26 protein-coding genes are annotated in these 24,608 nt (G+C 56.4%); 5 read left to right on the top strand and 21 right to left on the bottom strand.

Features of this window, described 5'->3' with window-relative positions; genetic code table 11:
- Positions 1 to 8: 8 nt before the first annotated feature.
- The gene (locus RTU96_RS01945; protein ID WP_294855896.1) at positions 9 to 710 is read left to right on the top strand and encodes an ABC transporter ATP-binding protein; all 702 of its coding nucleotides are present in this window, start codon (positions 9 to 11) and stop codon (positions 708 to 710) included.
- Between the two features lie 414 nt (positions 711 to 1,124).
- Positions 1,125 to 4,544: a PAS domain-containing protein gene (locus tag RTU96_RS01940; protein WP_312634651.1), complete on the top strand. Its 3,420-nt coding sequence runs from the start codon at positions 1,125 to 1,127 to the stop codon at positions 4,542 to 4,544.
- A gap of 71 nt (positions 4,545 to 4,615) precedes the next feature.
- Here the strand turns inward: RTU96_RS01940 and RTU96_RS01935 are convergent, their stop codons facing one another.
- Positions 4,616 to 5,161: a DUF5662 family protein gene (locus RTU96_RS01935; protein ID WP_397356264.1), complete on the bottom strand. Its 546-nt coding sequence runs from the start codon at positions 5,159 to 5,161 to the stop codon at positions 4,616 to 4,618.
- A gap of 120 nt (positions 5,162 to 5,281) precedes the next feature.
- Here RTU96_RS01935 and RTU96_RS01930 point away from each other — a divergent pair, with 120 nt between their 5' ends.
- Positions 5,282 to 5,716, top strand: a complete 435-nt coding sequence (locus tag RTU96_RS01930) for a hypothetical protein (RefSeq protein WP_312634650.1) — start codon at positions 5,282 to 5,284, stop codon at positions 5,714 to 5,716.
- A 221-nt stretch (positions 5,717 to 5,937) separates the two neighbouring features.
- Here RTU96_RS01930 and obgE read toward each other — a convergent pair whose 3' ends face one another.
- The 19 genes from obgE to proB all read right to left on the bottom strand — a co-directional run bounded on the left by obgE (position 5,938) and on the right by proB (position 20,738).
- A complete protein-coding gene (gene obgE / locus RTU96_RS01925; RefSeq protein ID WP_312634649.1) occupies positions 5,938 to 7,221 on the bottom strand; it encodes a GTPase ObgE in 1,284 nt (427 codons plus the stop codon).
- Positions 7,222 to 7,370: 149 nt separating this feature from the next.
- On the bottom strand, positions 7,371 to 7,652 hold the full coding sequence (rpmA, locus tag RTU96_RS01920) for a 50S ribosomal protein L27 (protein WP_293008744.1): 282 nt from the start codon (positions 7,650 to 7,652) through the stop codon (positions 7,371 to 7,373).
- A gap of 48 nt (positions 7,653 to 7,700) precedes the next feature.
- Positions 7,701 to 8,030 carry a ribosomal-processing cysteine protease Prp gene (locus RTU96_RS01915; RefSeq protein WP_312634648.1) on the bottom strand — a complete coding sequence of 110 codons (330 nt, stop codon included), beginning with the start codon at positions 8,028 to 8,030 and terminating at the stop codon, positions 7,701 to 7,703.
- Positions 8,031 to 8,033: 3 nt separating this feature from the next.
- Positions 8,034 to 8,345, bottom strand: a complete 312-nt coding sequence (gene rplU, locus RTU96_RS01910) for a 50S ribosomal protein L21 (RefSeq protein ID WP_293008740.1) — start codon at positions 8,343 to 8,345, stop codon at positions 8,034 to 8,036.
- A gap of 145 nt (positions 8,346 to 8,490) precedes the next feature.
- On the bottom strand, positions 8,491 to 9,081 hold the full coding sequence (locus RTU96_RS01905) for a DUF3841 domain-containing protein (RefSeq protein ID WP_312634647.1): 591 nt from the start codon (positions 9,079 to 9,081) through the stop codon (positions 8,491 to 8,493).
- Between the two features lie 12 nt (positions 9,082 to 9,093).
- On the bottom strand, positions 9,094 to 9,774 hold the full coding sequence (locus RTU96_RS01900) for a 5'-methylthioadenosine/S-adenosylhomocysteine nucleosidase (RefSeq protein ID WP_312634646.1): 681 nt from the start codon (positions 9,772 to 9,774) through the stop codon (positions 9,094 to 9,096).
- Positions 9,775 to 9,991: 217 nt separating this feature from the next.
- Positions 9,992 to 10,459 carry a hypothetical protein gene (locus tag RTU96_RS01895; protein ID WP_312634645.1) on the bottom strand — a complete coding sequence of 156 codons (468 nt, stop codon included), beginning with the start codon at positions 10,457 to 10,459 and terminating at the stop codon, positions 9,992 to 9,994.
- A gap of 51 nt (positions 10,460 to 10,510) precedes the next feature.
- Positions 10,511 to 11,095: a hypothetical protein gene (locus RTU96_RS01890; protein ID WP_312634644.1), complete on the bottom strand. Its 585-nt coding sequence runs from the start codon at positions 11,093 to 11,095 to the stop codon at positions 10,511 to 10,513.
- A 5-nt stretch (positions 11,096 to 11,100) separates the two neighbouring features.
- Complete coding sequence (locus tag RTU96_RS01885) at positions 11,101 to 11,391, bottom strand: hypothetical protein (RefSeq protein WP_312634643.1); 291 nt, start codon at positions 11,389 to 11,391, stop codon at positions 11,101 to 11,103.
- A 54-nt stretch (positions 11,392 to 11,445) separates the two neighbouring features.
- A complete protein-coding gene (locus RTU96_RS01880; protein ID WP_312634642.1) occupies positions 11,446 to 12,108 on the bottom strand; it encodes a hypothetical protein in 663 nt (220 codons plus the stop codon).
- A gap of 281 nt (positions 12,109 to 12,389) precedes the next feature.
- Positions 12,390 to 12,860 (bottom strand): hypothetical protein, encoded by a 471-nt coding sequence (locus tag RTU96_RS01875; protein WP_312634641.1) that lies wholly within the window; start codon positions 12,858 to 12,860, stop codon positions 12,390 to 12,392.
- Positions 12,861 to 12,864: 4 nt separating this feature from the next.
- A complete protein-coding gene (locus RTU96_RS01870; protein ID WP_312634640.1) occupies positions 12,865 to 13,554 on the bottom strand; it encodes a hypothetical protein in 690 nt (229 codons plus the stop codon).
- Positions 13,555 to 13,560: 6 nt separating this feature from the next.
- Positions 13,561 to 15,252 carry a hypothetical protein gene (locus RTU96_RS01865; RefSeq protein WP_312634639.1) on the bottom strand — a complete coding sequence of 564 codons (1,692 nt, stop codon included), beginning with the start codon at positions 15,250 to 15,252 and terminating at the stop codon, positions 13,561 to 13,563.
- 146 nt (positions 15,253 to 15,398) lie between these two features.
- Positions 15,399 to 15,854 carry a ferritin-like domain-containing protein gene (locus tag RTU96_RS01860; protein ID WP_294855808.1) on the bottom strand — a complete coding sequence of 152 codons (456 nt, stop codon included), beginning with the start codon at positions 15,852 to 15,854 and terminating at the stop codon, positions 15,399 to 15,401.
- Between the two features lie 147 nt (positions 15,855 to 16,001).
- Entirely contained in the window at positions 16,002 to 17,036 is a 1,035-nt protein-coding gene (locus RTU96_RS01855) for a hypothetical protein (RefSeq protein WP_312634637.1), read from the bottom strand.
- Positions 17,026 to 17,514, bottom strand: coding sequence for a sigma-70 family RNA polymerase sigma factor (locus RTU96_RS01850; protein WP_312159554.1), 489 nt, complete (start codon positions 17,512 to 17,514; stop codon positions 17,026 to 17,028). The genes RTU96_RS01855 and RTU96_RS01850 overlap by 11 nt, the downstream gene beginning before the upstream one ends.
- A gap of 280 nt (positions 17,515 to 17,794) precedes the next feature.
- Positions 17,795 to 18,598 (bottom strand): pyrroline-5-carboxylate reductase, encoded by an 804-nt coding sequence (gene proC, locus RTU96_RS01845; protein ID WP_312634635.1) that lies wholly within the window; start codon positions 18,596 to 18,598, stop codon positions 17,795 to 17,797.
- Positions 18,599 to 18,670: 72 nt separating this feature from the next.
- A complete protein-coding gene (locus RTU96_RS01840; protein WP_312634831.1) occupies positions 18,671 to 19,921 on the bottom strand; it encodes a glutamate-5-semialdehyde dehydrogenase in 1,251 nt (416 codons plus the stop codon).
- A 22-nt stretch (positions 19,922 to 19,943) separates the two neighbouring features.
- Positions 19,944 to 20,738: a glutamate 5-kinase gene (proB, locus tag RTU96_RS01835; protein ID WP_312634633.1), complete on the bottom strand. Its 795-nt coding sequence runs from the start codon at positions 20,736 to 20,738 to the stop codon at positions 19,944 to 19,946.
- Between the two features lie 123 nt (positions 20,739 to 20,861).
- On the opposite strand from proB, the gene RTU96_RS01830 reads away from it, so the two are divergent.
- Positions 20,862 to 21,626 (top strand): ATP-dependent Clp protease proteolytic subunit, encoded by a 765-nt coding sequence (locus RTU96_RS01830; protein ID WP_312634631.1) that lies wholly within the window; start codon positions 20,862 to 20,864, stop codon positions 21,624 to 21,626.
- 71 nt (positions 21,627 to 21,697) lie between these two features.
- Here the strand turns inward: RTU96_RS01830 and RTU96_RS01825 are convergent, their stop codons facing one another.
- Positions 21,698 to 22,279 carry a helix-turn-helix domain-containing protein gene (locus RTU96_RS01825; protein WP_312634630.1) on the bottom strand — a complete coding sequence of 194 codons (582 nt, stop codon included), beginning with the start codon at positions 22,277 to 22,279 and terminating at the stop codon, positions 21,698 to 21,700.
- 269 nt (positions 22,280 to 22,548) lie between these two features.
- Between RTU96_RS01825 and smc the strand changes: the two genes are divergently transcribed.
- A partial coding sequence (smc, locus tag RTU96_RS01820; protein ID WP_312634629.1) for a chromosome segregation protein SMC occupies positions 22,549 to 24,608 on the top strand: 2,060 nt, incomplete at its 3' end.

The following is a 24,608-nucleotide window of genomic DNA, read 5'->3' as shown; positions in this document are numbered from 1 at the left end:
TGAGCGTTATTTTATCCGCGGAGGACCTGAACGTCTTTTACGGCAGCATTCACGCCGTCAAGGGCGTTTCCTTCGACGTGAACGAGGGAGAGATCGTCACCCTCATCGGGGCAAACGGCGCGGGAAAATCCACCACGCTGAACACCATTGCCGGACTGCTGCACAGCAAAACCGGCTCCGTGACCTTCATGGGCGAGAATTTAGGAAAGATTCCGCCCCACAAGATTGTCTCTCGTGGCATGGCGCTGGTGCCGGAGGGGCGGCGGGTATTTTTGCAGATGAGCGTTCAAGATAATCTGGAAATGGGGGCCTATACGCAAAAGAGCGCAGGAATTGCCGGAGACATGGAGAAGGTTTACGAGCAGTTTCCCCGCCTGAAGGAGCGGCGGCGGCAGGTGGCCGGGACCCTTTCCGGCGGCGAACAGCAGATGCTGGCCATGGGCCGGGCCCTGATGAGCCATCCAAGGCTTTTGATGCTGGACGAACCGTCCATGGGCCTTGCGCCGCTGCTGGTGGAGCAGATCTTTGAGATTATCCAGCGGCTGAACAAGGCAGGGTCCACTATTTTGCTGGTGGAGCAGAACGCGCAGATGGCCCTCTCCGTTGCCCACCGTGGATACGTGCTGGAGACGGGAAAAATTGTAACCACCGGCCCAAGCGGCGAGCTTTTGGCGTCTCCCGCCATCAAAAAGGCATATTTGGGAGGCTGACGCGTGCGGCAGTCGCCTCCGCGGTTTTGGGAGAGCCGGGAGACAGTCTGCACCAATTACCGCCCCTGATGAAAGGCTTCATCAGGGGCGGTTTTTTAATTTTTACGGCGCAAAGCCGTCCTCATATAAAAATTACGAATTTTGGAATTTTCTGCACAAAAAAGTGGAAAATATTACGTCAACCAGACAGTGCAAACTATTGCGAAGAGCGCCGTTTTGAAGTAAAATAACATGCAAGAGTGAATATTTTTGCAGTTCTCCGCCAAAGACCGGCCGACCGCTCCGGACGGTGGGGAAATGAAAGACTGAGATAGAACGGAGATCACCCATGACGACACAGCGGAGGAAACAGAGCCGACAGGACCGGAGGGGCGGCAGCGTCCGCACCCTGTATCCGGCATGGAGGGACTGACGATGACACAGACCTGCAACACATTGCTGCTTGTGGATGATATGCAGATTAACCGGGCGATTCTCTCCGCCATGTTCGAGGGAGAATACGAAATTTTAGAAGCGGAGGACGGCGCGCAGGCGCTGACGCTGATGCGCCGGAACCGACAAAAAATTGCAGCCGTGCTGCTGGATTTGCTGATGCCGGTGAAGGACGGATACGCGGTGCTGCAAGAGGCTGCGGGGGATGAGGACCTCTCCCGCATCCCCATCATCGTCATCACCGCCGACCACACCCCCGAAAGTGAGGTCCGGGTATTTGATCTGGGGGCGACGGATATTATTATAAAGCCCTTCGAGGCCCGGCCAGTCAAGCGGCGGATACAAAACGCCGTGGAGCTTTACCGGCACAAGCTCCATTTGGAGGAGCTGGTGGAGGAGCAGGCCGCCCGCATCCGGGAATCCAATACCGCGCTGATCGACGGTCTTTCCTCCGTCATCGAGCACCGGAGCCTGGAGTCTGGCCAGCACATCCGCCGCATTCGGGGCTTTACGCGGATTTTGCTGCGGGAGTTGGCGCAGGAACATCCCGAATATGGAATGAATGAACATACCATTGATGTGATTGCCAGCGCCTCTACTCTGCACGACATTGGAAAAATTGCTATTCCCGACGCGGTTTTGAATAAGCCCGGCCGCCTGACGCCGGAGGAGTTTGAGGTGATGAAAACCCATACCGTCAAGGGGTGCGAGATTTTGGCGGGGCTGGACCGGATGAGCGATCCGGAGTATCTAAGCTATGCCTACAATATCTGCCGGTATCACCACGAGCGGTGGGACGGCAGGGGCTATCCCGAGGGACTGCGGGAGAACAACATCCCCATCTGCGCACAGGTGGTGGCGGTGGCGGACTGCTTTGACGCGCTGACCACAGACCGGGTATATAAGCAGGCGATTCCGGAGGAGGAAGCCAGCGATATGATTCTGCGGGGAGAGTGCGGCGCGTTTTCCGAGGAGCTTTTGGAGTGCTTTAAAAGTGCCCAGCCGGAGTTTTTTGTGCTGGCCCGAAAGTATGCCGACGGGCTGCGTCCGGCGGACGCGGGCGCGGAGGAAATGCCCCGTCCCGTCCGCGCTTTTGCAGGTGCCAGAACGGCCCGGAGTCAGGACAAGCTTTCCGCAATCTTCCGCCACCTGAACGCCACGGTGCTGGAGCTGGACTGGAACGCCGGGAGCTATCGCCTGCTCTATCAGGCGGATCACAACTTTTCTGTATTTCTCCAGAAGAGAACTATGGATGATGCAGGGGTTATGTTTGTGCAGTCCTGCGTCCATCCGGAGGATCGGGAGAAGGCTCTGTCCCAGGTGGACGGGGTGTACCACCGCTTTTTTACGGAAGGGTCCTTGGAGGATTCCGGGCGGTACCGTGTTTTGGACCGGGACACCGGGGAATACGTCTGGTACCGCAGCACCGTGCTGCGTCTAGGCTCGGACGATCCCCGGCGCTGTCAGGGTCTGGCGGTGTGGCGCAGGGAGACGGACCGGGCCGAGACAAGGGCGGAGCTGATGCTTCCGTCCGAGAAATCCGAGAAGCCAAGTGCGCTTTATAATAGGCTTCCCGCCGCGCTGGTGTGGCGCAGAAACGATCAGGAGCTTACCGTCATCCATATGAACAGGGGCTTTTTGTATCTGACGGGCTATACCGAGGAAGCACTTGCCACCCGGTTTCAAAACCGCATGGTCTGCCTGCTGGACCCGGTGGACCGGGACCGGATGATGGCCCATTGCCGCAGGCAGTTGGCGGTGGGGCGCGAGCTGCATTTGGAATATCGTCTGAGGAGCGCCGACGGGCGCACGATATGGGTTTTGGAGGACAGCATTCTGCGCCGGGAGGCCGACGGACGGGAATATTTTCAATGTGTGCTGACCGACGTCACTGCCCAGAAGCGGGTGCAGGAGGATCTGCGCCAGTGTTTGGAGCGGTATCAGGTGGCGGCCCAGCGGGAGGGAAGCATTGTCTTTGAGTGGAATGTTGCTACGGATCGCTTTTTGACCTCTGGGAACTGGGAGCTGAAGCTGGGCTATCAGCCCCGGAGCTATCTTCAAAAGGCGTTGGAAAGCAGCACCCGCATTTATCCTCTGGATATGAAAAATATTCAGCGGGCCATTCAGTCCATCCGGGACGGCGCTCTGCGGGAAGAGGCGGAGTTTCGCTTGATTACCGCCGATGGGCAGTATCGCTGGCAGCGGGCCAAGGCGGCGGTGCAGCTTGGAGGCGACGGAAGACCCTGCCGGGTGATCGGCGTTATTTCGGACGTGGAGGAAGAAAAACAGGCGGCGCAGGAACTGGCGGACCAGTCCAAGCGGGACGGGCTGACCGGGTTGTTCCACAAGGAGGTGGCCTGGGAGCGAATTGATATCCGCCTCGCCGCTATGGAGGAATCCGAAACCGCAGCCATGCTGGTGCTGGACGTGGACGGCTTCCGCCGCGTGAATGACCGGTACGGCCACATTTTCGGTGACGCAGTGCTCTCAGAGCTGGCAGGCGTGGTGAAGCGGACGTATCGGGACGGTGAGATTGCGGCCCGGATTGGCGGGGATGTGTTTTTGGTCTTCCTGCCGTCGGTTTTTTCCCAGAGCGCCGTTCTGGACGGGGCGCGCCGACTTTTGGACGCATGCGAAAACGTGATGCGATACTCCGGTCGGCCGATTTCGTGCAGCGTGGGCGTTGCGCTGGCTTCGGCCCACGGACAGGACTGCGAGACGCTGCTTCAGCGCTGCGGACATGCCCTCTGTCAGGCAAAGGAATCCGGCGGAGGAATTGCCGTGTTGGGCGAAGCGGACTTTCCCGCCAAAGCAGGAGAGCCTGAGGAGTTGCCCTATGCGGAAATTGACCCGGAGACGGACGTTCAAATGGGGTTATCCCGCATTCTGGGTGAAATTTTGCGAGACTGCCGTCTGCCCGGCGGCACGGAAGAAGCCGTGGCCGGTGCGCTGGAGAAGCTGGGGCGGCTGTTCCATGTGAGCCGGGTGTATCTCTACGAAAGCTCGGCGGACGGAGAATATTGTTTTAATACTTTTGAGTGGTGCGGCGAGGGCGTCGCTCCGCTGCGAGCGGTTCGGCAGAGTATCCGCTGCCGGAGCATGGACGTGCACTGCCGGCAGAGCTTTGACGCTCGGGGAATCTTTCTCTGCCGGGAAGGGGAGACGCTGTCCGCCTCACACCGAAAGTTGCTGGAGGAGCGAAGCGCCCGCTCCATACTTCTTTGTGCAGTGAAGGAAAATGGGCGCCTTTTGGGCTGTTTGGGTTTTGACGACTGCCAGTTCCACCGATCATGGACGGGAATGCAGACTGATGCGCTCAGCCTTGGGGCAAAAGTTATTTTTACGCTCTTAACGCAGAGCCGTGAACCCGGGGAACTCCGGGAGACGACGGAAGAGGGCTGAAATTAAAAAGCGAGGGCAACCTTTTGGCTGCCCTCGCTTTTTCAGTTTCTGAAACAAAAAATGTACAAAATTTACTTTTTTAAAACCTCGTTCCGGATATAGGCAAAGGCGGCGTCCTCGCCCTCGTCCTTCAGTCTTGTCAGCATGGTTTCCAGAAGGTCAGAGGTTTTGGAATTTAAAATCGTGTGGGATTTTGAATGCTGAAAAAACCGCCACGGGTCCGCGTTTTCAAAAGCCGCGCCCCGGTAAATCCGGCTGGCGGCGTATCGATCGCAGAACATCTCGGCCACGTATTTCACGGGCATCTCCACCCCCACCACGCCAAAGTCGCCGTCTTCCTTTTGACCGTAGTCCGTCCAGTATTCCAAGTGGTGGCGGTTGCGGGACTTATGGTGAATCCAGGCGCTGGAATAGCCCTTTTCCCGCCGCTCTGCGTCGTTGGGGCTGCGATCTCCCTGATAATATTTTACGCCGATCCAAAATTCCTGCGGAGAGTATTTGGACAGGTCGTGGGTTAGGCCTTGCCAGTACAGTCCCAACCGGAAGCAGTATTTACATACCAGCGCGCGATGATGGTTAACGGTATGGAGATGGGCAAAAAAGCGCAAAATAGTCACCTCGGAACTCTTAAAACAAATTGTTAGAACCAGTCTAACACGGCTTAGCAAAAAAAACGAGAGAAATTTTCGCATAAACCCGCCGCCTTGGCAAACACTTGAAAAGAGGGGGGAGCGCAGATGGTGGATGCGGCGTTTTTTGGGGGAGGCGCGGCAGCCCCCGTGCCTCTTCCGGCGGGAGTGGAGCGGCCGGAAACAGTTCGGGCGCTGACGGAAAAGCGGTGGGAAGTGCTGGCGCTTTCTGTGGCGGGCTGCCGGCGGCTTTCGGATGCGCCAGAGGCAGTGTGTGCCTGCGGTACCGTTCTGCTGCCAAGCGAGTGGACAGGCCTCGCTGCCCGGCAGATTCGGGCGGAGCGGGTGGTGAGCTGCGGTCTGTCCGCACGGGACAGCCTGACCTTTTCCAGCATGGGGGATCAGGACGGAGTGGTGTGTGTGCAGCGGGCGTTGCTCCGGCCGGCCGGCGGGCAGGTGGAGCCGCAGGAGCTGCCGCTAAACTGCCCCGGCGGGCAGACGGAGGATTTATTGACGGTGATCGGGCTGGGGCTGCTGCTGTAAGCAGCCGAGCCTACCGTTATAAAAACGCGCGGCGTGTTTAAACCCGTTTGGGCGGTCGTGCGCCGAGGGCTTCCGGCGGACTTGCGCCCGAAAATTTGCAAGAGTACGTTAAAAGTCCCCGGCGAGGTATGGCCTCGCTGGGGACCTTTTTCATTGTTAAGCCCGCTCAAGAAGCCAAAGTGTGATACATCTCTTGCTGCCTCAGGCGCGGAAAGCGTGGGTTACCGCTGATACTCAAATTCGTAGTCGTAGAGGGAAACGGTGTCGCCGTCCTGAATGCCCATCTCCTCCAGCCGCTGATAAAGACCCGAATCCCGCAGGGTTCTGTCGAAATACATCCGGCTTTCGTAGTCGTTCAGGTTCACGTTGCTCATCAGCCGCTGGAGCCACGGGCCGTCCACCACCCAAACGCCGTCGTCCGTGCGCTGAATGTCCAGCGGCTGGGAATAGTCAATCACCGGCGGACGGGGGACATACTCCGGCTCGTACACGACGATAGGCGGCAAGGTGGAAAGCTGCTCGCTCACCTTGTTCATCAGCCCGTCCACGCCCTGATGGGCCGCGGCGGAAATCTCAAACAGGGGATACCCCAGCTTTTCAACGTGCTTGCGCAGCCGTTCCAGATTTTCCGGATCCTCCATCACGTCTATCTTGTTGGCGGCCACAATCTGAGGACGCTTCTCAAGGTCGGCACTGTACTGGGCCAGCTCGGCGTTGATTGCGTCAAAATCTTCCACAGGGTCCCGGCCCTCGCTGCCGGACACGTCCACCACATGGATCAGCAGGCGGCAGCGGTCGATGTGGCGCAGAAAATCGTGGCCCAGACCCGCGCCCTCGCTGGCGCCCTCGATGATGCCGGGAATATCTGCCAGCACAAAGGAGCGGCCCTCGCCCACATACACCACGCCAAGGTTCGGGGAGAGAGTGGTAAAGTGGTAGTTGGCAATTTTGGGCTGGGCGCGGCTCACCACGCTCAGCAGCGTGGATTTTCCCACGTTGGGAAAGCCCACCAGACCCACGTCCGCCAGCAGCTTCAGCTCCAGCAGGATGTCGTGGCTCTGACCGGGGGTCCCGCCCTTGGAGAAGCGGGGAATTTGTCGGGTGGGGGTGGCGAAGTGGGAGTTGCCCCAGCCGCCCCGTCCGCCCTTGCAGAGGATATAAGCCTCTCCGTCGGACATATCCTTGATAATTTCGCCGGTTTCCGCGTCCCGAACCAGGGTGCCGCGGGGGACCTTGATGATCAGGTCCGCCCCGTCCTTTCCAGATTTGCGCGCACCCTGCCCGTCCATGCCGTTGGGGGCAGAATACTTCCGCTTGTAGCGGAAGTCCAGCAGGGTGGAGAGGTTGTCGTCCACCTGCAAAATGACGGAGCCGCCCTTGCCGCCGTCCCCGCCGTCCGGTCCGCCTGCAGCTACATATTTTTCACGGTGGAAGGAAACCACTCCGTTTCCGCCGTTGCCCGCCCGCACGGTAATGCGGGCCTTATCGATAAAAGAAGACGCCATAAACTGCCTCGCTTTCTTGTCGGCTGGTCAGCTCCCCGCGTCCGGCGCGTCCCGGAGGTCGGGAGCGGATCAGCCATACTTCCTAGTGTGTCCCGTTCTAAAAAAAGGGCCTCGAACGTCTGCGTTCGAGGCCCTTCCATGGTGTTCGGTTACTGCGCCTCGTAGACGGAGACCTTCTTGCGGTCTCTGCCCAGATGCTCGAAACGAACCACGCCAGTGGCGGTGGCAAACAGAGTGTCGTCCTTGCCCTTGCCCACGTTGGTGCCGGGATGAATGTGGGTGCCGCGCTGACGAACCAAAATGTTGCCGGCCAGAACCGTCTGCCCGTCCGCACGCTTCACGCCCAGACGCTGGGCGTTGGAGTCGCGGCCGTTCTTGGTGGAGCCGCCGCCCTTTTTATGGGCGAAAAATTGCAAACCAATGTTCAGCATAATGAAGAACCATCCTTTCTTTCAGACTTGTTTTAGATGGGGAGGGGATCAGCCCTCCAAAACCTCGATATTTTCGGGATACTCGTCGTGAAGCTGGGCGAGATAGACCATCAGGCCCGTCAGAAGCGGCTGACAGCAGTCTTCCAATTCGGCGGACAGTCCGCCGGGAAGACGAAAGCTGATATCCGCGTCCGCCTCGCTTACTTTCACGCTGGCTGCCAGGCCCAAAACATCGTTAATCGTCGCATCTACCAAACGCACAGCGCTGGTAACGGCGGCGCACACGATGTCGCACCCGGCTTCGGCGTATCCGCTGTGTCCCCGGGCGTCGAATCCGCAGATGCGCTCGCCCTCCATATGGAACGTAACGGTGGTCATGCCTTAGACGGAGATCTTGCCGATCTCAACCTTGGTGTAAGGCTGACGGTGGCCCTGACGCTTGCGGTAACCCTTCTTGGCATTGTACTTGAAGATACGAACCTTCTTGCCCTTGCCGTTTTTGACGATGGTGGCCTCCACGCAGGCGCCCGCCACAACGGGAGCGCCAAAGGTGGCCTTGTCCTCATCCAGAATGGCGAGAACGCGGTCAAACTTCACGGCGTCGCCGGCTTCGTTGTCCAGCTTCTCGATGAAGACCACGTCGCCCTCTGCGACCTTGTACTGCTTGCCGCCGGTTTCAATGATTGCGTGCATATGTTTCAACTCCTTCAATACGGGCTCGCTGTCGGGGGCGGTGTCCATGGGACGCACTTTTACCCATTCAAAGCGGCTTACTAATTATAGCGGCAAAATCCGGCCTTGTCAAGCAAAATTGACGCATTTTTGCATATTTTCCGAACTATACGGGGACTACCGTCTCGCCAGAATGGAAAACGCGGACAATTTGCGCCTGTCTGATCTCCCAGAGGTTGCCGCAGGCGGTGGGGGAGGCGCGGCCGATGGGGTCAAAGACCCGCTTCCAGCTCTCCAGAATCCGATCCGTCTCCTCCGGGTATTTCCCGGCGTACCGCCCCTCGAAAAACTCAAAGGAATTGGTGACGCCGATGTCTTGCAGGTGTTTGCGGTACGCGGCCTCGTCCGCGTCGTCCAATGGGAGATAGCGGTGATTGAGGACGTAGTCCCACTTTGCGTCGTCAAAAAATACAATCCGGTCCTCCGGCACGTCCAGCGCGTAGACCACCGTCCCCTCAATAGGCGGCAGGCAGTTTTTCACATTGGGTGTGCACCAGATGGACAGCTCCGCCCCTTCTGGCTTGGGGACAAGGCGAGTGGCCTCCCGGGCAAACCAGTCGTAGCAGTCAAGGTAGTGCCCCGCCATGTCACCGAAGTGAAGCTGTACGTAAATCCGCTGGTTTACAATGCGCCCGCCATGCTCCAGCATCAGCAAAGTTTTGTCGCTCTGGCGGGTATAGAGACGGACGGTGTTCATGAAAAAGCCCCCTTACAGATCCGACAGCGCTTGGGCAAGGGGCAGGACCACCCGCCCAAGGCTTTCCAGCGCCTGCGTAAAGTCAAAATATTCCTCCGCCTGATTGTCAAAAAACAGGTGGTCGGACACGGATTTCAGCGCGGCAAATTTCACATCGTTGCGTAGGCAGACCTGCGCCACGGCGCAGGCTTCCATCTCCACCAGCAGGGGATGGAAAGTGTCGGCGATCCACCGGGCGCGATCCCCCTTCACGGCAAACCAATCCCCGGTGGCTACCCGGCCCTTTACGGCATCCACGCCCTGCTTTTTGAGAAGGGATAGGCAGGCGTCCGGGTCCCATGAGGGAAATTCCGTTCTGTTCACGGTGGACACAAGTCCGATGGGGTCCCCCACGGCGGTGGTGTCCACGTCATGCTGTACCAGCGTGTCCGCCACCACAAGGGAACCGATGGCAAGGTCCGTGCAGCAGCCTGCTACCCCTGCGTTTAAAATCAGCTCCGCGCCAAAGCGCAGACAGAGAATTTCGGCGGCAGCGGCGGCGTTGACCTTGCCCACGCCGCCCGCGCAGGCAAGGATTCCCGGTGCGACTTCAAAAAACGGAATGCCGGAGACGGTTTCGATGACCGGAAGCTCCCGTGCGCCGGGAAGGGCATGCAGCTCCGCAGGCATGGCAAATTGCAGGGCGACTTTCATGAGGTTCCTCCTGAAGCACCGGCGGGCAAAGGGTCAAAAGCCGTTCCGCCGCCGGGAAATGACAGCTTCATTGTAGCACAGGGAGCGAACCGGGGCAACGGGAAAATAGAGCGGCTTTGGCTGTGCCCTCAGCAAAGCGCGTATGGGCCACGGCTTATGCAGGTAAAAAGCACAGCCGGACAGGGAACCCCATGTCCGGCTGTGCGCTAAAAGTGCTTCAGGAATCGTATTCGATACTGTAATAGATGCAGGCGTCCAAATCGTAAATTTCTATCCGGAAGTCTGTGCACTCTCCGTTTGAAGTCTCTTCAGGACTATCATCCCAGAAAAGCCACAGGCCATTTGTAACCTGACCGACGTATTCCAATTCCCTGATGTCTAACAAGGTCTGCTGTGCAAAATCAGAAAGCGGCGTTTCTTTAAATCCGTCCTCCCGCAACTTTTGAGCAAACTCTTCGGAGGCATCCGGCGGAATATAAGCCGTATCAGTTGCGGCTCCACCCGCGCGAAATCCGCGGTCACCTGTTCGAGTGAGTTGTGTTCCCTCGGGGTAAAAGGGGTGGGTTTTTGAATATATATAACCGACCCCTTTGAAAAATAACACGGTGAAAAGCGGCAGAAACACAAAAAGCCCAAGACCACCTAACACGCCATAGAACATGGAACGATCCCGTTTTTGTGCCATACAACTACCCTTCATACTCTTTCGGATTCTGAAACTGCACAATTTATGATTTTACTGTAATAAATTTAATTTTCTCCGATGCTTTTTACAAATCTCCAAAAGCTGTTCAAGAATGGAATCTGTCATATGAGGAACCTCAAGCTGCAAGTAGTCATGCTCTTCGTGATAATATACCTTAATTGCGTAATCACTTTTTTCAAGTTTCGCAGAAAGTGGCGTAAGAAACCCGTAAAAGGTAAGTTCATAATGCGCTGACTCATTTTCTGGAATGCAATCCAGTAATTGTTCATCGATTCCCTCTGTCATTGTAATTACAGTTCGTCCCTTCGTAATAATTGGCTTTTTCCCCGTCTTCAAATAGGCATGAAAAAACGCCTCTTCCCGAATATCTTCCGAAAAGATACTTTGGCATTGATTGATCACTGCAGGAAAACGGTTCAGCAGAGAGGCCGCATACTCTTTTGCCAGAGCGGCAAATTCTAAATCTCCACCTGCATCCAGTGGATAAAGGCAATAGAGCGAGTTTTCTGTATTTTCCGCTTTTTCATGTGAATAGAATCCGCCCGAAATTAAGGCAATTTGTGCGTCTTTCCCCACAGGGGTACATATTTTCTGCTTGGATTTTCTAAAAACCATGGTTCTCACTCCATTACTGTAATGTCAACAACATAATTTCCTAGCTTATCCCCAGCAAATGAACCTGCAATTCCTAGAAACAATCCTACGGCTATACCGCCGATTGCAGTTCCAACGCCAGGAAGAATGGCTGTTCCGATGCTTGCACCCAGTATAGCGCCGCCATTCGCGCCAAGTGCTCCACCGACCCAACTGCCGCCGATGCTTGCAGCAGTTGCATATGTCTTTTTGCCAATTTTTTGATCCGCATCATGTAAGTCATTTTCAATTGTTTGATGTAGTTCCAGTGCATCCAATGCAATTCCCGCTACCAGCAATACTTTTCCAGCGATACGAGTTTTCTTTGCTAATTATAATTGCACAGTTTTTAAGTCTCTTTCATATTTTTTACAAATTTCACCAACTATTCCCTTAATGTACTCAATATCAAAATTCCTGGAATTAGTTGTGATATCCATCTGATCAGGCATTTCTCCATACTGAATAAATATTTTCCAGTCGGAACGGACATCGGCTTCTTCCGCAGTCTCATAATGGTTTAAGTTATCATCCAAATTCTGATAAACCAATAAGAATGTTTCACATACGTGAAACTCTGGCTGAATTTTTGTTAAATAGGCCTGTAAAATAGATTGTTCCACACCTTTGGAAAAGACCATTGCATCCTGTAGCACGCTTTTTTTATAAAGAAAAGCGCTTGGCGCTTTCTTTGTTTGAAAAAACAACTTTACACCCTCTTTTTCTCTCCAGGTGCGCTGCAAGGCTTTCGCAAAACTTTCTTTTTTAAAGCTTTTTTCTCCATTTGGAAGAAGAAAATTTCGATTATTGCCGTTTCCTATCCATAACTTGACCCACTGTTCTTCACTCAATCTTGTCATAATATCGATACATGCCCGCGAAAAAATATTATCACCTGTTTCGCCGGGATAGGTTAGATTAAAGGTGGGCAAACCCTGCAAGTTAGCTCCACCTATCAAATAGTATATTGGCAACTGCTCCTTTTGTAGTTCCATTTGTCAGTCCTCCAAATATGCGATGTCAACGATATATGTGGCGAGCTTATCTCCCACGATACCTCCACCGATTCCACCAAAGGTACCACCAATGACACCCCCTATTGCTGTCCCAACAAAAGGAAAGAATGCTGTTCCTGCAGCAGCTCCCAGCATTGCGCCACCTTTTGCACCCGGTGCTGCGCCCGCCCAACTTCTGCCGATACCGCCAACAAGACTCAAAATTGGAATCACAATGGGCGCGGCCGGACCGGTTGCCACGCCCGCAAGCGCGCAGTCGCTCAGGAATCGTATTCGATGCTGTAATAGATACAGGCGTCCAAATCGCAAATTTCAAATGTATAATTAAGACAGTCTCCACCAGAAAACTCTTTAGGAGTATCATCTTGAAAATACCACAAATCATTAGTAACCTGAGCCGCGGCCTCCGCTTCGGAGACATATCTCAACTGCAATTGTATATTTTCAGGAATCGGTGATTCCTGAAACCCGTTCTTCTGCAACTGTTGTGCAAACTCTTCGGATTTATCCGGCAAGATGTGCGCCGTGATGGTGGCAGTCCCATTTGCTGGAAATCCATCATAGTCATTCGTTCTTGTGACCTGCGTTCCCGCCGGAAAAACAATGCGATCCTCCGAGTGGGTGTACTCCACCCATGTGAAATACAACGCATTTAAAAGCGGCAGCAACACAAAAAGTCCAAACCCACCCAACGCGCCATACAGCATGGAATGATCCTGTTTTTGCGCCATACAACTACCCTTCATACTCTTTCGGATTCTGAAACAAAATATTATTTTCTTCGCAAACCGCTGCGATCAGCTCCTGCAATTCACCCACGTCAACCGTTTCGGGATTCAGTGTTACATATAGAGCGGAAGCTCCATTCTCACAGATCTGAAACCACACATCGTAATTTCCGGCGGCAACCGCTTCTGCAGTTTCTTTGGCGGTAAAAGTCGCAGAATTTTCCGGCAAAACATAAAAATCAAAGTAGCAGCGATTTTCTGTATCGATTTTCTGATTTGCCCAGAGGGCGGTCCCGTCAAAGCCGTCCGTCAGAAGAAACAGCGTTCTTTCGTTTTCCGCGTACATTGAGATCGTGGAATCCATGCTCTCCAAAAACTCACGATACCGCACGGTAAAGAGCAAATGTTTTGAATTGCGTGCCTCTTTTTTTGAAAACTCCCTGTCGGAGTAAATTCTTGTTAAAACTTGTCTGGAACCGCAAAATCGTTTTATAATCTCCTCGCTGAGTCTTACAATTCTGGCGTCATATTCATCTAAATCTTGTGTAAACTCGTACCGAATGTAAGTGCCTGAAATATTTTTTGAGGATCCTTCTGTGCATTCCAGAAAGTACATTTTGTCGCACCATGCCTGCTCATTCTGCACGGCATACTGCGTAGAAAGCGCTCGCTTAAAAAAGCTGTTGATAAAGCTCATTTCAATTCAATCCTCCGTACAGGTAATGTCCACGATGTATCTCCCAAGGGCATCCCCGCCCAAAGCACCGACAATGCCGCCCGCAAGACTTAAAACGGGGACCGTAATAAATGCGGCCGGACCGGCTGCCACGCCCGCAAGCGCGCCCAGCTTTGCCCCCAGTGCGGCGCCCGCCCAGCTTCCGCCGATACCGACGGCGGTGGAAAGCGTTGTTTTTCCAAGTTTCCGATCTGCATCCTTTAAATCTGCATCAATCGTCGTTCCAAGTTCCAGCACATCCAGTGCAATTCCTGCAACCAGCAATACTTTCCCGGCAACACGAACCTTCTTGCCGGCGCTTTTCAAATCTTTTAACATGTCGTAAGCGCTGTCGCTGAGCGGATAGTGATTATATCTCTTTTTAAGCCAGGATTGAAGCGCGGTGGGATGATTCCCAAAATCAACATTAAGGTGATTATAATCAATTGGCAGTTGCTCCCCTCGAAAGAAAGCTTTATGTGGCGCTCCGTTTTTACTAATATGAGGTGTATCAATTCGAAGATACCGATAGCCAGTCTTTACATCTGCAATGGAATTATTGGGCATATTATTACTGCCTGCAATCATTAATCCTGCGTTATTTTGCAGCGGGTCAATCCAAGCAAGTGTCGGCACCGTTCCGTGCTCCAAATTTTTAATAAGTCTCTCCCACGCCGCCAGAGTTTTTCCTCCGTAAACGCCGTCCTCATTAAGATGCTCCCCAATGCCCAACTGGTTGAGCTTACTTTGCAGCTCCCGGATTTTTGCCGGGTCGCCGCCCACAAACCACGCCAGCTTTTCAATCTTACTGCTGGCCGAGCCGGTATTGATACCGCAGCGCTCCAGCTCGCCGACGGCAAGCTTCAGTTCTTTGGCGGTATCATCGGTGATGTAGTTGTTCTCCCGCTCATTGCGCTCCAAGTCCCGATCCAGCTGGTGAGCAATGGATTCCAGCGAACTTTTCAACAGCCCGTCATAGTCCGGGCTTCCCCAGCGGGCGCTGTACATGGTTGGGACATCCTGTCGGAAAACAACCCGCTCCATGCGGTCCAGATATTCGCGGCTCCCGATGGAGTGGCCGCACTTTCCCCGGGTATCCGCTGCATCGCTTCCAGCCTGATAGGCGTCCGCAACCTCCTGCAAAAAGTCCTTGCCCTTTCCCTGCGCAACGTCTTCCAGAAACGCCCGCTTTTTCTCGCTGCTTCCGGCGGCAAAAGCGATGCCCCAGTCCGCGGCTTTCTCAATCAGATCAATGCATTCACTGGCAAAGAAATCCGGATTGTTTTTTACCTTGCGGATGGCGGCTTCGATTGCGCGTTCGTCGCTGAAAGGATTGCCGAAAAGGCTCGAGAGGTTCAGCATAGTAATGCATTCGCCGCTGTGGGTGCAGGAAGTATCTGCCATTCTGCAAACATCATACAGCCCCTGAACCTGTTTTGCAAGGGCATTTCTCCGCCCGTAGTCAATGGAAGAAAGCCGCGTTTTGTGCTCCTGCAAATCTTCGTGGATTTCCTCCACCATGTCGCTTGCCCGACTGCCGGTTTCCCGCAGTGTTTCCTGATAGCTTGCCTCCGATGCCCGCCGCATCAGTCCGCCGAAAAAGGTGGAGCGGTTTACCCGACTCCAATACTCGCCGCTTCCCAAAACAGCTCCGTTTTCTCCAATTGCTTCTCTGCTCATGCCGTACCTCCTGTTTGTGTGTTGTTAAATGGAGGCGGGCAAAGGCGGTTGTACGCCGCCGTACATCTTTCTGCAAAATAATTTCTCGCCGGGAGGGGGGAACGCTGGGGAAAAGGAAAAGCCCCGCCTTTCGGCGGGGCTGGGGGTTACGAGTACATGCCGTTGGCGGACATATAGTCGTAAATCATTTTGCCGTGCTCCTGCTCTTCCTTCTGGATGTGGTTCAGGGCGTCGCGGGCTTTTTCGTCCTTAAACTCGAAGACGCAGGTGTCGTAAAGATGGGAAGCGTGCTTTTCCGTGGAGAGTACGTCGGAGCACAAATAGCTGTCGTTCTGTTTGTCCTGCGTGTCCGCCGCTCCATAGGTTGCCTTGAAGGTAGGCTGGCTCTTCTGCGACCCGCCGCCTGTGGACGGAACCGTACCCTTTTCCATTTGTGTGATGGTGTCAAGGTGCTGTTGCTCGGTTTGGGCAATTTGATTGAACAGATCCTTTAACTGGGGGTCCGCCGCGCAGGAGGCGTGCTTGGTGTATTTGTCCACACAAAGCTGTTCCTGTCCCTTCAAATCTTTTAAGAGACTGCTTTCTTTTTGACTTAACTGCATAAAATCACCTCTGGCCCCAGTATGCGCGGTTGACGGGGAAATATTCTCTGCATTTTTAATTCATGACCGTGCCCTTGCCGACTTGCAAAATATTGAGGAGGAGCGGCCTTGTGGCCGCTCCTCCTCGTCTATGCAATGCGCCGTTGATCAATTCAAAGGAATTGTAATGGTGTTTTCACCGCTTTCCCAGAAGAAGGTCAGGGTGAGCGCCGTTGCCCGGTCTGCGTCCACGATTTGATCAAAGCTGGTGGTGCGCCCATAAAGTCCTTCCGCGTACCCTTCGGTTCCGGGGCCATACAGCTCGTCGAGGACGGTTCCGTCCTCCATGGTCAGAGACACGGTGCACAAAGAACCGGCCTCGTTCAAATCAGAGTTCTCAACGAGGGATTCCAGCCCGTCTCCGCTGAGAGAAAGCGCCAGAGACAACGGGGAGAGCTGAACAGAGTCCACCGTCACCGCGTGGCCGTTCACCAGATGGGTTTCGCCGGAGGCAAAGCTTTGCATGGCATCTGTGTAGGTCAAGGGCCAGGACAAAGACCATTGCCCCTCTGTTACGGTGTACATATCCAGCTTGCCCCGGTCGGCCTGAAGATTTGCAAAATCCAGAGTGATGGTTTTGCCGTTCCAGTCCGCCTGCTGGGAATTGTACAGCCGCAGCTCAAAATAGCGCTCGTTGTCCGTCCCGGAAAGAGAGGCGGTTTGGGTCGGGCCGCTCATAAATCCGCCGCTCCAACTGACGTGGTCTGAGCCTTCAAGTTTCACGCTCAGCATTTCAAAGCCGCTGGTGTCTGTCAGCGCTGTGCCATCAGGCGCTTTGACGGAAAAAAGCAGATAAACGCCGTTCTGATCCCCAAGCGTTTGCAGGGCCGATACCGTCAATCCGTTTTCTGTAACAGACTGTTCCGGGGCGCCCACCGCCCCGGAGGAGGACAGCTGCTCCTGCTGCGCCGGGTCCGCGCCAAAGCGCCGGGCCATGGCCTCGTTCCACTGGAAAACGTAGGCGGCGGCCGCTGTCACGCAAAGTGCGGCCACCGTGGCAGCTACAATTAAGAGGGATTTTCGTCTCATATGAAATCTCCTTTCGGTCCGGCCGGGGGCGCATTCGTTAAGAGCCCGCTCCACGGCTTGGTGGAAGTTCTGCGGCGCGTCGGGAAACACGCCGTCCCAGTCTTCATGCGTCATATGCCGATACCTCCTTTTTTTCAAGGGCCGCGCGCAACGCGGTCCGGGCGCGGGAGAGGCGGCTTTTCACTGTCCCCTCCGGAATTTTCAGCATTTGCGCAATCTCCGTCACCTGAAAGCCCTCCACGTAGTGCAGCACAATCACCAACCGCAGTTCCTCCCGCAGCGCCATGATGGCGGCGTAGAGACCGGGGTCCCGGCTCTGGGGCGGGGCTGTCTCCAGATGTGCATATTCCTCCAGAGACACGGTTTTTCGGTTTGCGCGGTAAATACGGTAGCACTCATGAATCAAGATTCTGCAAAGCCACGTTTTAAAATAACCTGGCTCCCGTAAGGAGGGGAGCTTGCCATATGCCGCCGCAATCGCCTCCTGCACCGCATCCGCGCAGTCGCTGTCATTTTTCAGGATGGACTTGGAAATGCGGTACAGCGTGGGCTCTGCCGCGACGACGCGGGAAGCAAAATCATCTCTGTCCACGGCGGTTGTTCCTTTCTGTGTAACTATCTGGGTACATACAAAGTCCTTTTCCGGATGGCCGATCCAAATTTGAGCTCTGACTGTTAGAGCAAATAATGCATTGTCAGGTTCCCAAATTTAGAAAAAAGTTTAAAAATTTTTGAACGGAGGAGGGAAATAGCCAAAAGGACATGGACTTGCGCTCGGAAAGGGAGCATGATAAAGCGCACGGCAGGCTTTGTTTAAAGGCCTGCCGTGCGCATAAAGATACAGTCATTTCAATGATGAATGGAACAGAGCCTTATTGTTTGAGCGCGGCAGTCTTCTCATACGCAGCGATGACCGCATTCATTGCTGCAGCCCGGAAACCGCCATCCTCCAGCGCGCGAACGCCCTGAATGGTGGTTCCGCCGGGGGAACACACCGCGTCCTTCAGCATGCCGGGGTGCTTTCCGCTCTCCTGCTGCAAACGGGCTGTGCCCACCAGCGTTTGGGATGCAAGCTCCATGGCTGTGGCCCGGGGCAGGCCGCAGGCCACGCCGCCGTCCGCCAAAGCCTCCAAAAACAGGCAGATAAACGCCGGACCACAGCCGGAGACGGCGCTGCCCGCGTCGATAAGCCGTTCCTCCAGCGCCATGAACTTTCCAGCCCCGGCCATGTCGGCAAGAAATGCCTGCTCCTCTTCGGCGGACACGTCGGCGCTGAGGGAATACAGTGTCATCCCCTCGCCGATGGAGCAAGGGGTGTTGGGCATGACGCGGATCACAGGATACGGCTCTCCAGTCAGCTCCTGAATGTCCGCGATGGACAGGCCCGCCGCCATGCTCACCAGAATAAATCGCGTCTCCCTCGCGGCAAGAACCGGGCCGATGTCGGCCAAAAGATATTTCATCATGTGGGGCTTCACGCCCAGAAAGATGAAATCCGCGCTCCCAGCCACGGCCTCGCCGTCCGCCGTGCGGCAGCCCAGCTCCTCAGCCAGCGCCTCCGCCTTTGCCATGGTGCGGTTGGAGAGAAACACCTGATCGGGCTCCACCGTGCGGCATACCGCCCGGGCCAGCGCCCCGCCCATGTTTCCAACGCCGATAAATCCGTAAGTTGCCATATCGCTCCTACCTTTCGTACATTTCGTACATTCGCCCGGCCCCGGCGGACTGCTCCTCCGGGGCCGGAACGGTTATTCCCGAATCTGGCCCTCGCCGTAAATCACATATTTGGAGCTGGTCAGCTCCTCTAAGCCCATGGGACCCCGGGCGTGCATCTTCTGGGTGGAGATGCCGATTTCCGCGCCCAGACCAAATTCAAACCCGTCGGTAAACCGGGTGGAGGCGTTGACATAGACCGCGGCCGCGTCCACCGCGTTCAAAAAGTGCTGGGCGGTAAAATAGTTTTTGGTAATAATGGACTCAGAGTGGCCGGTGCCGTGGGCGTTAATAAACTCAATGGCCTCCGCCGCATTTTTTACAACATGGACAGCCAGAATATAGTCGTCATACTCCGCGTCCCAGTCTGATTCCTGAGCAGGAACGCCGCCTTTTCCAATCATGGGCAGAGAAACCTCGTCGCACCGCAGCTCCACGTTTTTCTCCTTCAACAGGGGGACGGCCTTTTCAAAAAAGGCGCCCGCCACGTCCTCCGCCACCAGCACGCACTCCGCAGCGTTGCACACGGAGGGGCGGGAGCATTTGGCGTTGAACAGGATTTTGGCGCCCATGTCCAAGTCTGCCTCGCTGTCTATATAGACGTGACACACGCCCTCGCCCGTGCGGATGACGGGAACGCTTGCGTTTTTTGACACGGCGCGAATCAGGTCTGCGCCGCCCCGGGGAATCAGCACGTCTACGTATCCCGTCAGGTGCATCAGCTCGTTTGCCGTGTCGCGGCTGGTGTCCTGCACCAGCGAGATGCAGTCTGCGGGCAGACCCGCGTTTTCCAGCGCGGCGCGCATCAGTTCCGCCGCCGCCCGGTTGGAGCGAATGGCTTCCTTCCCGCCCCTGAGAATGCAGGCGTTGCCGGATTTCAGGCACAGGGCCGCCGCGTCGGCGGTGACGTTGGGTCGGGCCTCGTAAATGATGGCGATGACCCCGAGGGGGACCCGCCGCCGCCCGATAATCAGCCCATTGGGCCGGGTTTCCATTTTTGTCACCGTGCCGATGGGGTCTGGCAGAGCCGCTACCTGACGAATGCCCTCCACAATCCCGGCAATCCGGTCCTTTGTCAGCGTCAGCCGGTCCAGCATGGCGGGGCGCATGCCCGCCGCCGCTGCGGCGGCCACATCCTCCGCGTTGGCGGAGAGCCATACGTCTTGTTTTTTCGTCAGAAAATTGGCGATGGCCTCCAGCGCGGCGTTTTTCTGCGCCGTGCCGGTAATGGCCAGCACCCGTCCGGCGGCCCGGGCCAATTGGCCCTGCCGCTCTAAAGCTGTCATAGGTTCCATGCTCCGCGCCTCCTCATTTTAAAGCTAAAAATCTGGTTCCGATTTCCGCGCCATCCACGATGCCGTACAGGTCCTCGGTCCGATCTCCGTTGGTGATCACCATGTCGCAGCCTGCCTCTGTGGCGATTTTAGCGGCGGACAGCTTGGTGGCCATGCCGCCGGTGCCCCGCCACGAGCCTGCGCCCCCGGCCATTTCCAGAATCTCCGGCGTCAGCGCCTCCACCCGGCGGATAAGCTTTGCATCCGGATGAGTGTGGGGGTCCGCGTCGTACAGACCGTCAATGTCCGAAATCAGAATCAGCAGGTCCGCCCGGCACAGCTTTGCCACGATGGCGGAAAGCGTGTCGTTGTCGCCCAAAACCTTGTGCCGCCCGGTTTCAATCTCCGCCGAGGACACGGAGTCGTTTTCATTCACCACGGGGATCACCCTCATTTCCAGCAGCGCCCCGAAGGTGCTGGTGAGATGGTCGGCCCGGATAGGATCGTCTACGTCGTCCCCTGTCAGCAAAATCTGGGAGACGGTGCGGTTATACTCGGAAAAAAACTTGTCGTAAATGTGCATAATGCGGCACTGGCCCACTGCTGCTGCCGCCTGCTTAAGCCGCAGCTCTTTTGGCCGCTCTGGCATGTTCAGCCGGGCCGCGCCCACGGCAATGGCGCCGGAGGACACCAGAATTACCTGATGGCCCATGCCGCTTAAATCCGAAAGAACCCGCACAAGCTGCTCAATGCGGTGCAGGTTCAGCGCGCCGGAGTCGTGGGTGAGGGTGGAGGTGCCCACCTTCACCACAATACGCTGCTGCTTCAAAGTCCGTCAGCTCCCCTCAAGAGAATGATGATATATTGAAGCATTATATCACGGTGCTTTTCAAAAGGAAACCGGGTAAATTTCTAATTTTTGCAGAAGCTAGTGCGGAAAGCGAGGGATTTCATGACGGAAGAGACAAAAACAAAAAAGCAGACGGAAGAAGACGAGGCCGACACCGGCACGGACACCGGGTCCGACAAAAACGGAACCAGCCCGGAGACTTGGCAACAGCAGATTGTGGATAGCGGCTCCGTCACCACCAAAACCCGGAGGGGAAGTCTCCACTGCCTCACCATCATCGGGCAAATCGAAGGGCACATGGCCGCCGCGCCCAACACAAAAGCCACAAAATACGAGCATGTGATGCCGCTGCTGGCGGCGCTGGAGCAGTCTGACGAGGTGGACGGCGTGCTGTTTCTTCTGAACACCGTGGGCGGCGACATCGAGGCCGGGCTTGGCATTGCGGAGCTGATTGCGGGCATGGGCAAGCCCACCGCGTCTCTGGTGCTGGGTGGAAGCCACTCCATCGGCATCCCGCTGGCGGTGGCGGCAAAGCGGAGCTTTGCGGTGCCCTCGGCGGCGATGACGGTTCACCCGGTTCGCATGAGTGGCACGGTGATTGCCGCGCCCCAGACGTACCATTACTTCGAGCGGTTGCAGGACCGCATTGTGGACTTCGTCACCCGTAACTGCGCCATTGACAAGGATACGTTCCTGTCTCTGATGATGAAAACCGGAGAAATGGCGGCGGATGTGGGCACGGTGCTGTACGGAGAAGAAGCCGTGGGCCTTGGTCTAATCGATCAGGTGGGAACGCTCTCCGACGCGCTGGATTGGCTGTATGGAGAAGTAAAGCCGAAATCGGGAAGAAAAAAGCGCTCCTCCTGAAAGCGGTGCAAAACAGGCGGAGTGGGCAAACAGAAAAACGCTGCGGGGGCAAAGTCGCTCCCGCAGCGTTTTTATAGTTGGATGCGAAACAGGCCGTGGCGGTTGCAGCAGGCGTAAAGCGTGCCGCTTCGATAGGGGAAGCGGGCCTCGGCGCTCTGCTCCGGATAGAGCCGGACAATCTCCGTCCGATTGTCCGTCACCAGCGCAAAAAAGCTGATGAAGTGGTCCTTACGCATGGGGTGGTCCAGCGTGACGTACCACTCGCCGTCTAGCCGCTGTGCCCGCAGGCCGTGGGCCTCGTCCGGCTCTTCCGCTTCCAACGGCGGAAGGTTTACGCCGCAGCAGGAAAAGGAACCCTCACCCGCGGCCCACAGAACGTTTCCGCAGATGGGGCAGACGTAGAACTTGCTCCGCAGAAGATTTCCAGAGCGGTTGGTGTTGACAAAGCATTCGCCGCTTAAAAGCTCCGCCACCGAAACGCTCAGGGCCGCGGACAAGGGTTCCAGCAGGGAGATATCCGGCAGGCCTCGGCCTGTCTCCCATTTTGAAATGGTTTTGTCGCTGACGCAAAGCGTCTGGGCAAGCTGGCGCTGGGTGAGCTGCTTTTTCTCCCGCAGCTCTCGGATGGCCGCGCCCGTTACATAGTGATTCATAAAATTGTGCTCCTTAATTTCCGCTGGATTTGCCGCTATGGGCAGAATACCGCGTTCCGGGCAAAATGGCAACCTACGCTCCGCAGAGTTGAAGGCAGAGGCGCTTCGCGAAATGTCTCTCCCACAGCGTTCTCAAATTGTACCTTGAATATAAATGCTTTTTTTGATATAGTAGAGTAGTTACAGTATCTCTATGGACAGAGGTGGCTTCATTGTACTTAAAGGCATTGGAAATTCAGGGCTTCAAATCCTTTCCCGACAAAACAGTTTTGAAGTTCGGCGAGGACATCACCGCCATCGTGGGGCCCAACGGCTCCGGGAAATCGAATACCTCCGACGCCATCCGCTGGGTCATGGGAGAGCAGAGCGTGAAGGGCCTGCGGGGCGCGAAGATGGAGGACGTGATTTTCGGCGGCACCGCCAAGCGGCCCCAGCAGGGGTTTGCGCAGGTGACGCTGGTGCTGGACAACACGGAGCATATTTTCCCCGCCATGGAGGAAGCCGAGGTGGCTGTTACCCGGCGGTACTACCGCAGCGGGGAGAGCGAATATTACATCAACCGCCAGTCCGTCCGGCTCAAGGACGTGACGGAGCTGTTTTTGGACACCGGCATGGGCCGGGAGGGGTATTCTATCATCGGACAGGGCAAGATTGATGAGATTCTGTCCACCAAAAGCGGCGATCGCCGGGAAATTTTCGAGGAGGCCGCAGGCATCTCCAAATACCGCCACCGCAAGGAGGAGGCGGAGCGCAAGCTTCAGCGCACGGACGAAAATCTGGTGCGCATCAACGACAAGATTGCGGAGCTTGAATTGCAGGTGGAGCCTTTGCGGGATCAGGCGGAAAAGGCGAAAAAATACCTGATTTTCCGGGATGAGCTGCGGATTTTGGAGATTTCCACCTGGCTGGAGGATTTGGACGCGCTGAAGGCCGGGGCCAGAAAGCTGGAGAGCGACTTCCGCACCGCCGAGGCCGCCCGGGACGAGGCCCGGGTTCAACTGGACGCGCTGTACGCCGAGGGCGAGCAATACGGCCAGCGGATGCGGGAAAAGGACATGGAAGCGGAAAGTTTGCGGTCGGAAGCCGGGGAAAAGGATGCGCAGGCGGCGGAGCAGGAATCCGCCGTGGCCGTGCTGAAAACCACCGCCGCCCACCATCGGGAAAACATTGACCGGGTGGAGCGGGAGCTGCGGGATCAGGAGAACCGGGCGGACGGTCTTGCGAAGCAAATCGAGGAGCAGGCGGCGCGCATCGCGGAGATTGACCGGCAGATTGCCGAAGAGTCCGCGACACTGGAAGCCCTTTTGGCGCAGGCCCGGGAGGCATCCCAGACGGCGGAGGGCAAACTGAGCGAGGCGGAGCGACTGAGGGCCAAGGAGACGCTGGCGGTGTCCGCCGCTGCGGACGCGCGGGCGGAGGCATCCGCGGCGGCGGCGGAGCGGACTCAGATTTCAGAGCGCCGGGCCGCGTCTGAAACGGAGCTGACGAGTGTCCGGGAACGGCTGGACCAGACGGGCGGCGAGGCGAAGACCAACCGCCGTGCGCTGGAGGATGCTCGGGACGAGGCCGGGGCGGTTGCCAACATCATCGCCGGGCACTCCATGAAAATGGAGGAGCGGCAGCGCAAGGCCGATGAAGCGGCGCAGCGCGCGAACAAGCTGACCATGGACGCCGGGGCGCTGGACAACCGCATCCGGCTGCTGACGGAGATGGAAAAGGAGTACGAGGGCTTTTCCAAGGCTGTCCGTCTGGTGTGTCAGGCGCAAAGCAGTCTGCGGGGGATTCGCGGACCGGTGGCAGGGCTGATGAGCGTGGAGCGGAAATACTCCGTAGCCATCGAAATCGCCTTGGGCGCGGGTCTTCAGAACATTGTGGTGGACCGGGAAGAGGATGCAAAGGCCGCCATCGGCTTTTTAAAGCAGAGGGACGCGGGACGAGCCACCTTCCTGCCCCTGTCCGCCATCCGGGGAGACGAGCTGCGGGAGAGCGGCTTGGAGCGGGAATACGGTTATGTGGGCCTTGCTTCCCGTCTGGTGGACTACGACCCGCAATATGCGGGTGTTTTCAAAAATCTCTTGGGCCGCACGGTGGTGGCGGAGGATTTAGACTGTGGCATTGCCATGGCCCGGAAGTATGGAAACCGTTTTCGGATCGTCACGCTGGACGGACAGGTGATGAACCGGGGCGGCTCCATGACTGGCGGCAGCGTCAGCCGCAGCGCGGGCGTTTTAAGCCGGGCGGCGGAGCTGAAGGAGCTTCACGGCAAAGCGGAGACGATGAACCGCCGTCTGGCTGAGGCAAAGACCGAGACGGAAGAGCTGAACCGGGA

Origin of the sequence: Oscillibacter sp., assembly GCF_032018205.1 — a bacterium.
Lineage (GTDB): Bacteria > Bacillota > Clostridia > Oscillospirales > Oscillospiraceae > Oscillibacter.
This window is presented reverse-complemented; position numbering and strand designations above follow the sequence as displayed.

Coding starts and splice junctions, on each gene's coding strand:
- RTU96_RS01940 (WP_312634651.1), top strand. CDS start 1,125: ATGACACAGACCTGCAACACATTGCTGCTTGTGGATGATATGCAGATT.
- RTU96_RS01930 (WP_312634650.1), top strand. CDS start 5,282: ATGGTGGATGCGGCGTTTTTTGGGGGAGGCGCGGCAGCCCCCGTGCCT.
- obgE (WP_312634649.1), bottom strand. CDS start 7,221: ATGGCGTCTTCTTTTATCGATAAGGCCCGCATTACCGTGCGGGCGGGC.
- rpmA (WP_293008744.1), bottom strand. CDS start 7,652: ATGCTGAACATTGGTTTGCAATTTTTCGCCCATAAAAAGGGCGGCGGC.
- RTU96_RS01915 (WP_312634648.1), bottom strand. CDS start 8,030: ATGACCACCGTTACGTTCCATATGGAGGGCGAGCGCATCTGCGGATTC.
- rplU (WP_293008740.1), bottom strand. CDS start 8,345: ATGCACGCAATCATTGAAACCGGCGGCAAGCAGTACAAGGTCGCAGAG.
- RTU96_RS01905 (WP_312634647.1), bottom strand. CDS start 9,081: ATGAACACCGTCCGTCTCTATACCCGCCAGAGCGACAAAACTTTGCTG.
- RTU96_RS01900 (WP_312634646.1), bottom strand. CDS start 9,774: ATGAAAGTCGCCCTGCAATTTGCCATGCCTGCGGAGCTGCATGCCCTT.
- RTU96_RS01895 (WP_312634645.1), bottom strand. CDS start 10,459: ATGGCACAAAAACGGGATCGTTCCATGTTCTATGGCGTGTTAGGTGGT.
- RTU96_RS01890 (WP_312634644.1), bottom strand. CDS start 11,095: ATGGTTTTTAGAAAATCCAAGCAGAAAATATGTACCCCTGTGGGGAAA.
- RTU96_RS01880 (WP_312634642.1), bottom strand. CDS start 12,108: ATGGAACTACAAAAGGAGCAGTTGCCAATATACTATTTGATAGGTGGA.
- RTU96_RS01875 (WP_312634641.1), bottom strand. CDS start 12,860: ATGGCGCAAAAACAGGATCATTCCATGCTGTATGGCGCGTTGGGTGGG.
- RTU96_RS01870 (WP_312634640.1), bottom strand. CDS start 13,554: ATGAGCTTTATCAACAGCTTTTTTAAGCGAGCGCTTTCTACGCAGTAT.
- RTU96_RS01865 (WP_312634639.1), bottom strand. CDS start 15,252: ATGAGCAGAGAAGCAATTGGAGAAAACGGAGCTGTTTTGGGAAGCGGC.
- RTU96_RS01860 (WP_294855808.1), bottom strand. CDS start 15,854: ATGCAGTTAAGTCAAAAAGAAAGCAGTCTCTTAAAAGATTTGAAGGGA.
- RTU96_RS01855 (WP_312634637.1), bottom strand. CDS start 17,036: ATGACGCATGAAGACTGGGACGGCGTGTTTCCCGACGCGCCGCAGAAC.
- proC (WP_312634635.1), bottom strand. CDS start 18,598: ATGGCAACTTACGGATTTATCGGCGTTGGAAACATGGGCGGGGCGCTG.
- RTU96_RS01840 (WP_312634831.1), bottom strand. CDS start 19,921: ATGACAGCTTTAGAGCGGCAGGGCCAATTGGCCCGGGCCGCCGGACGG.
- RTU96_RS01830 (WP_312634631.1), top strand. CDS start 20,862: ATGACGGAAGAGACAAAAACAAAAAAGCAGACGGAAGAAGACGAGGCC.
- RTU96_RS01825 (WP_312634630.1), bottom strand. CDS start 22,279: ATGAATCACTATGTAACGGGCGCGGCCATCCGAGAGCTGCGGGAGAAA.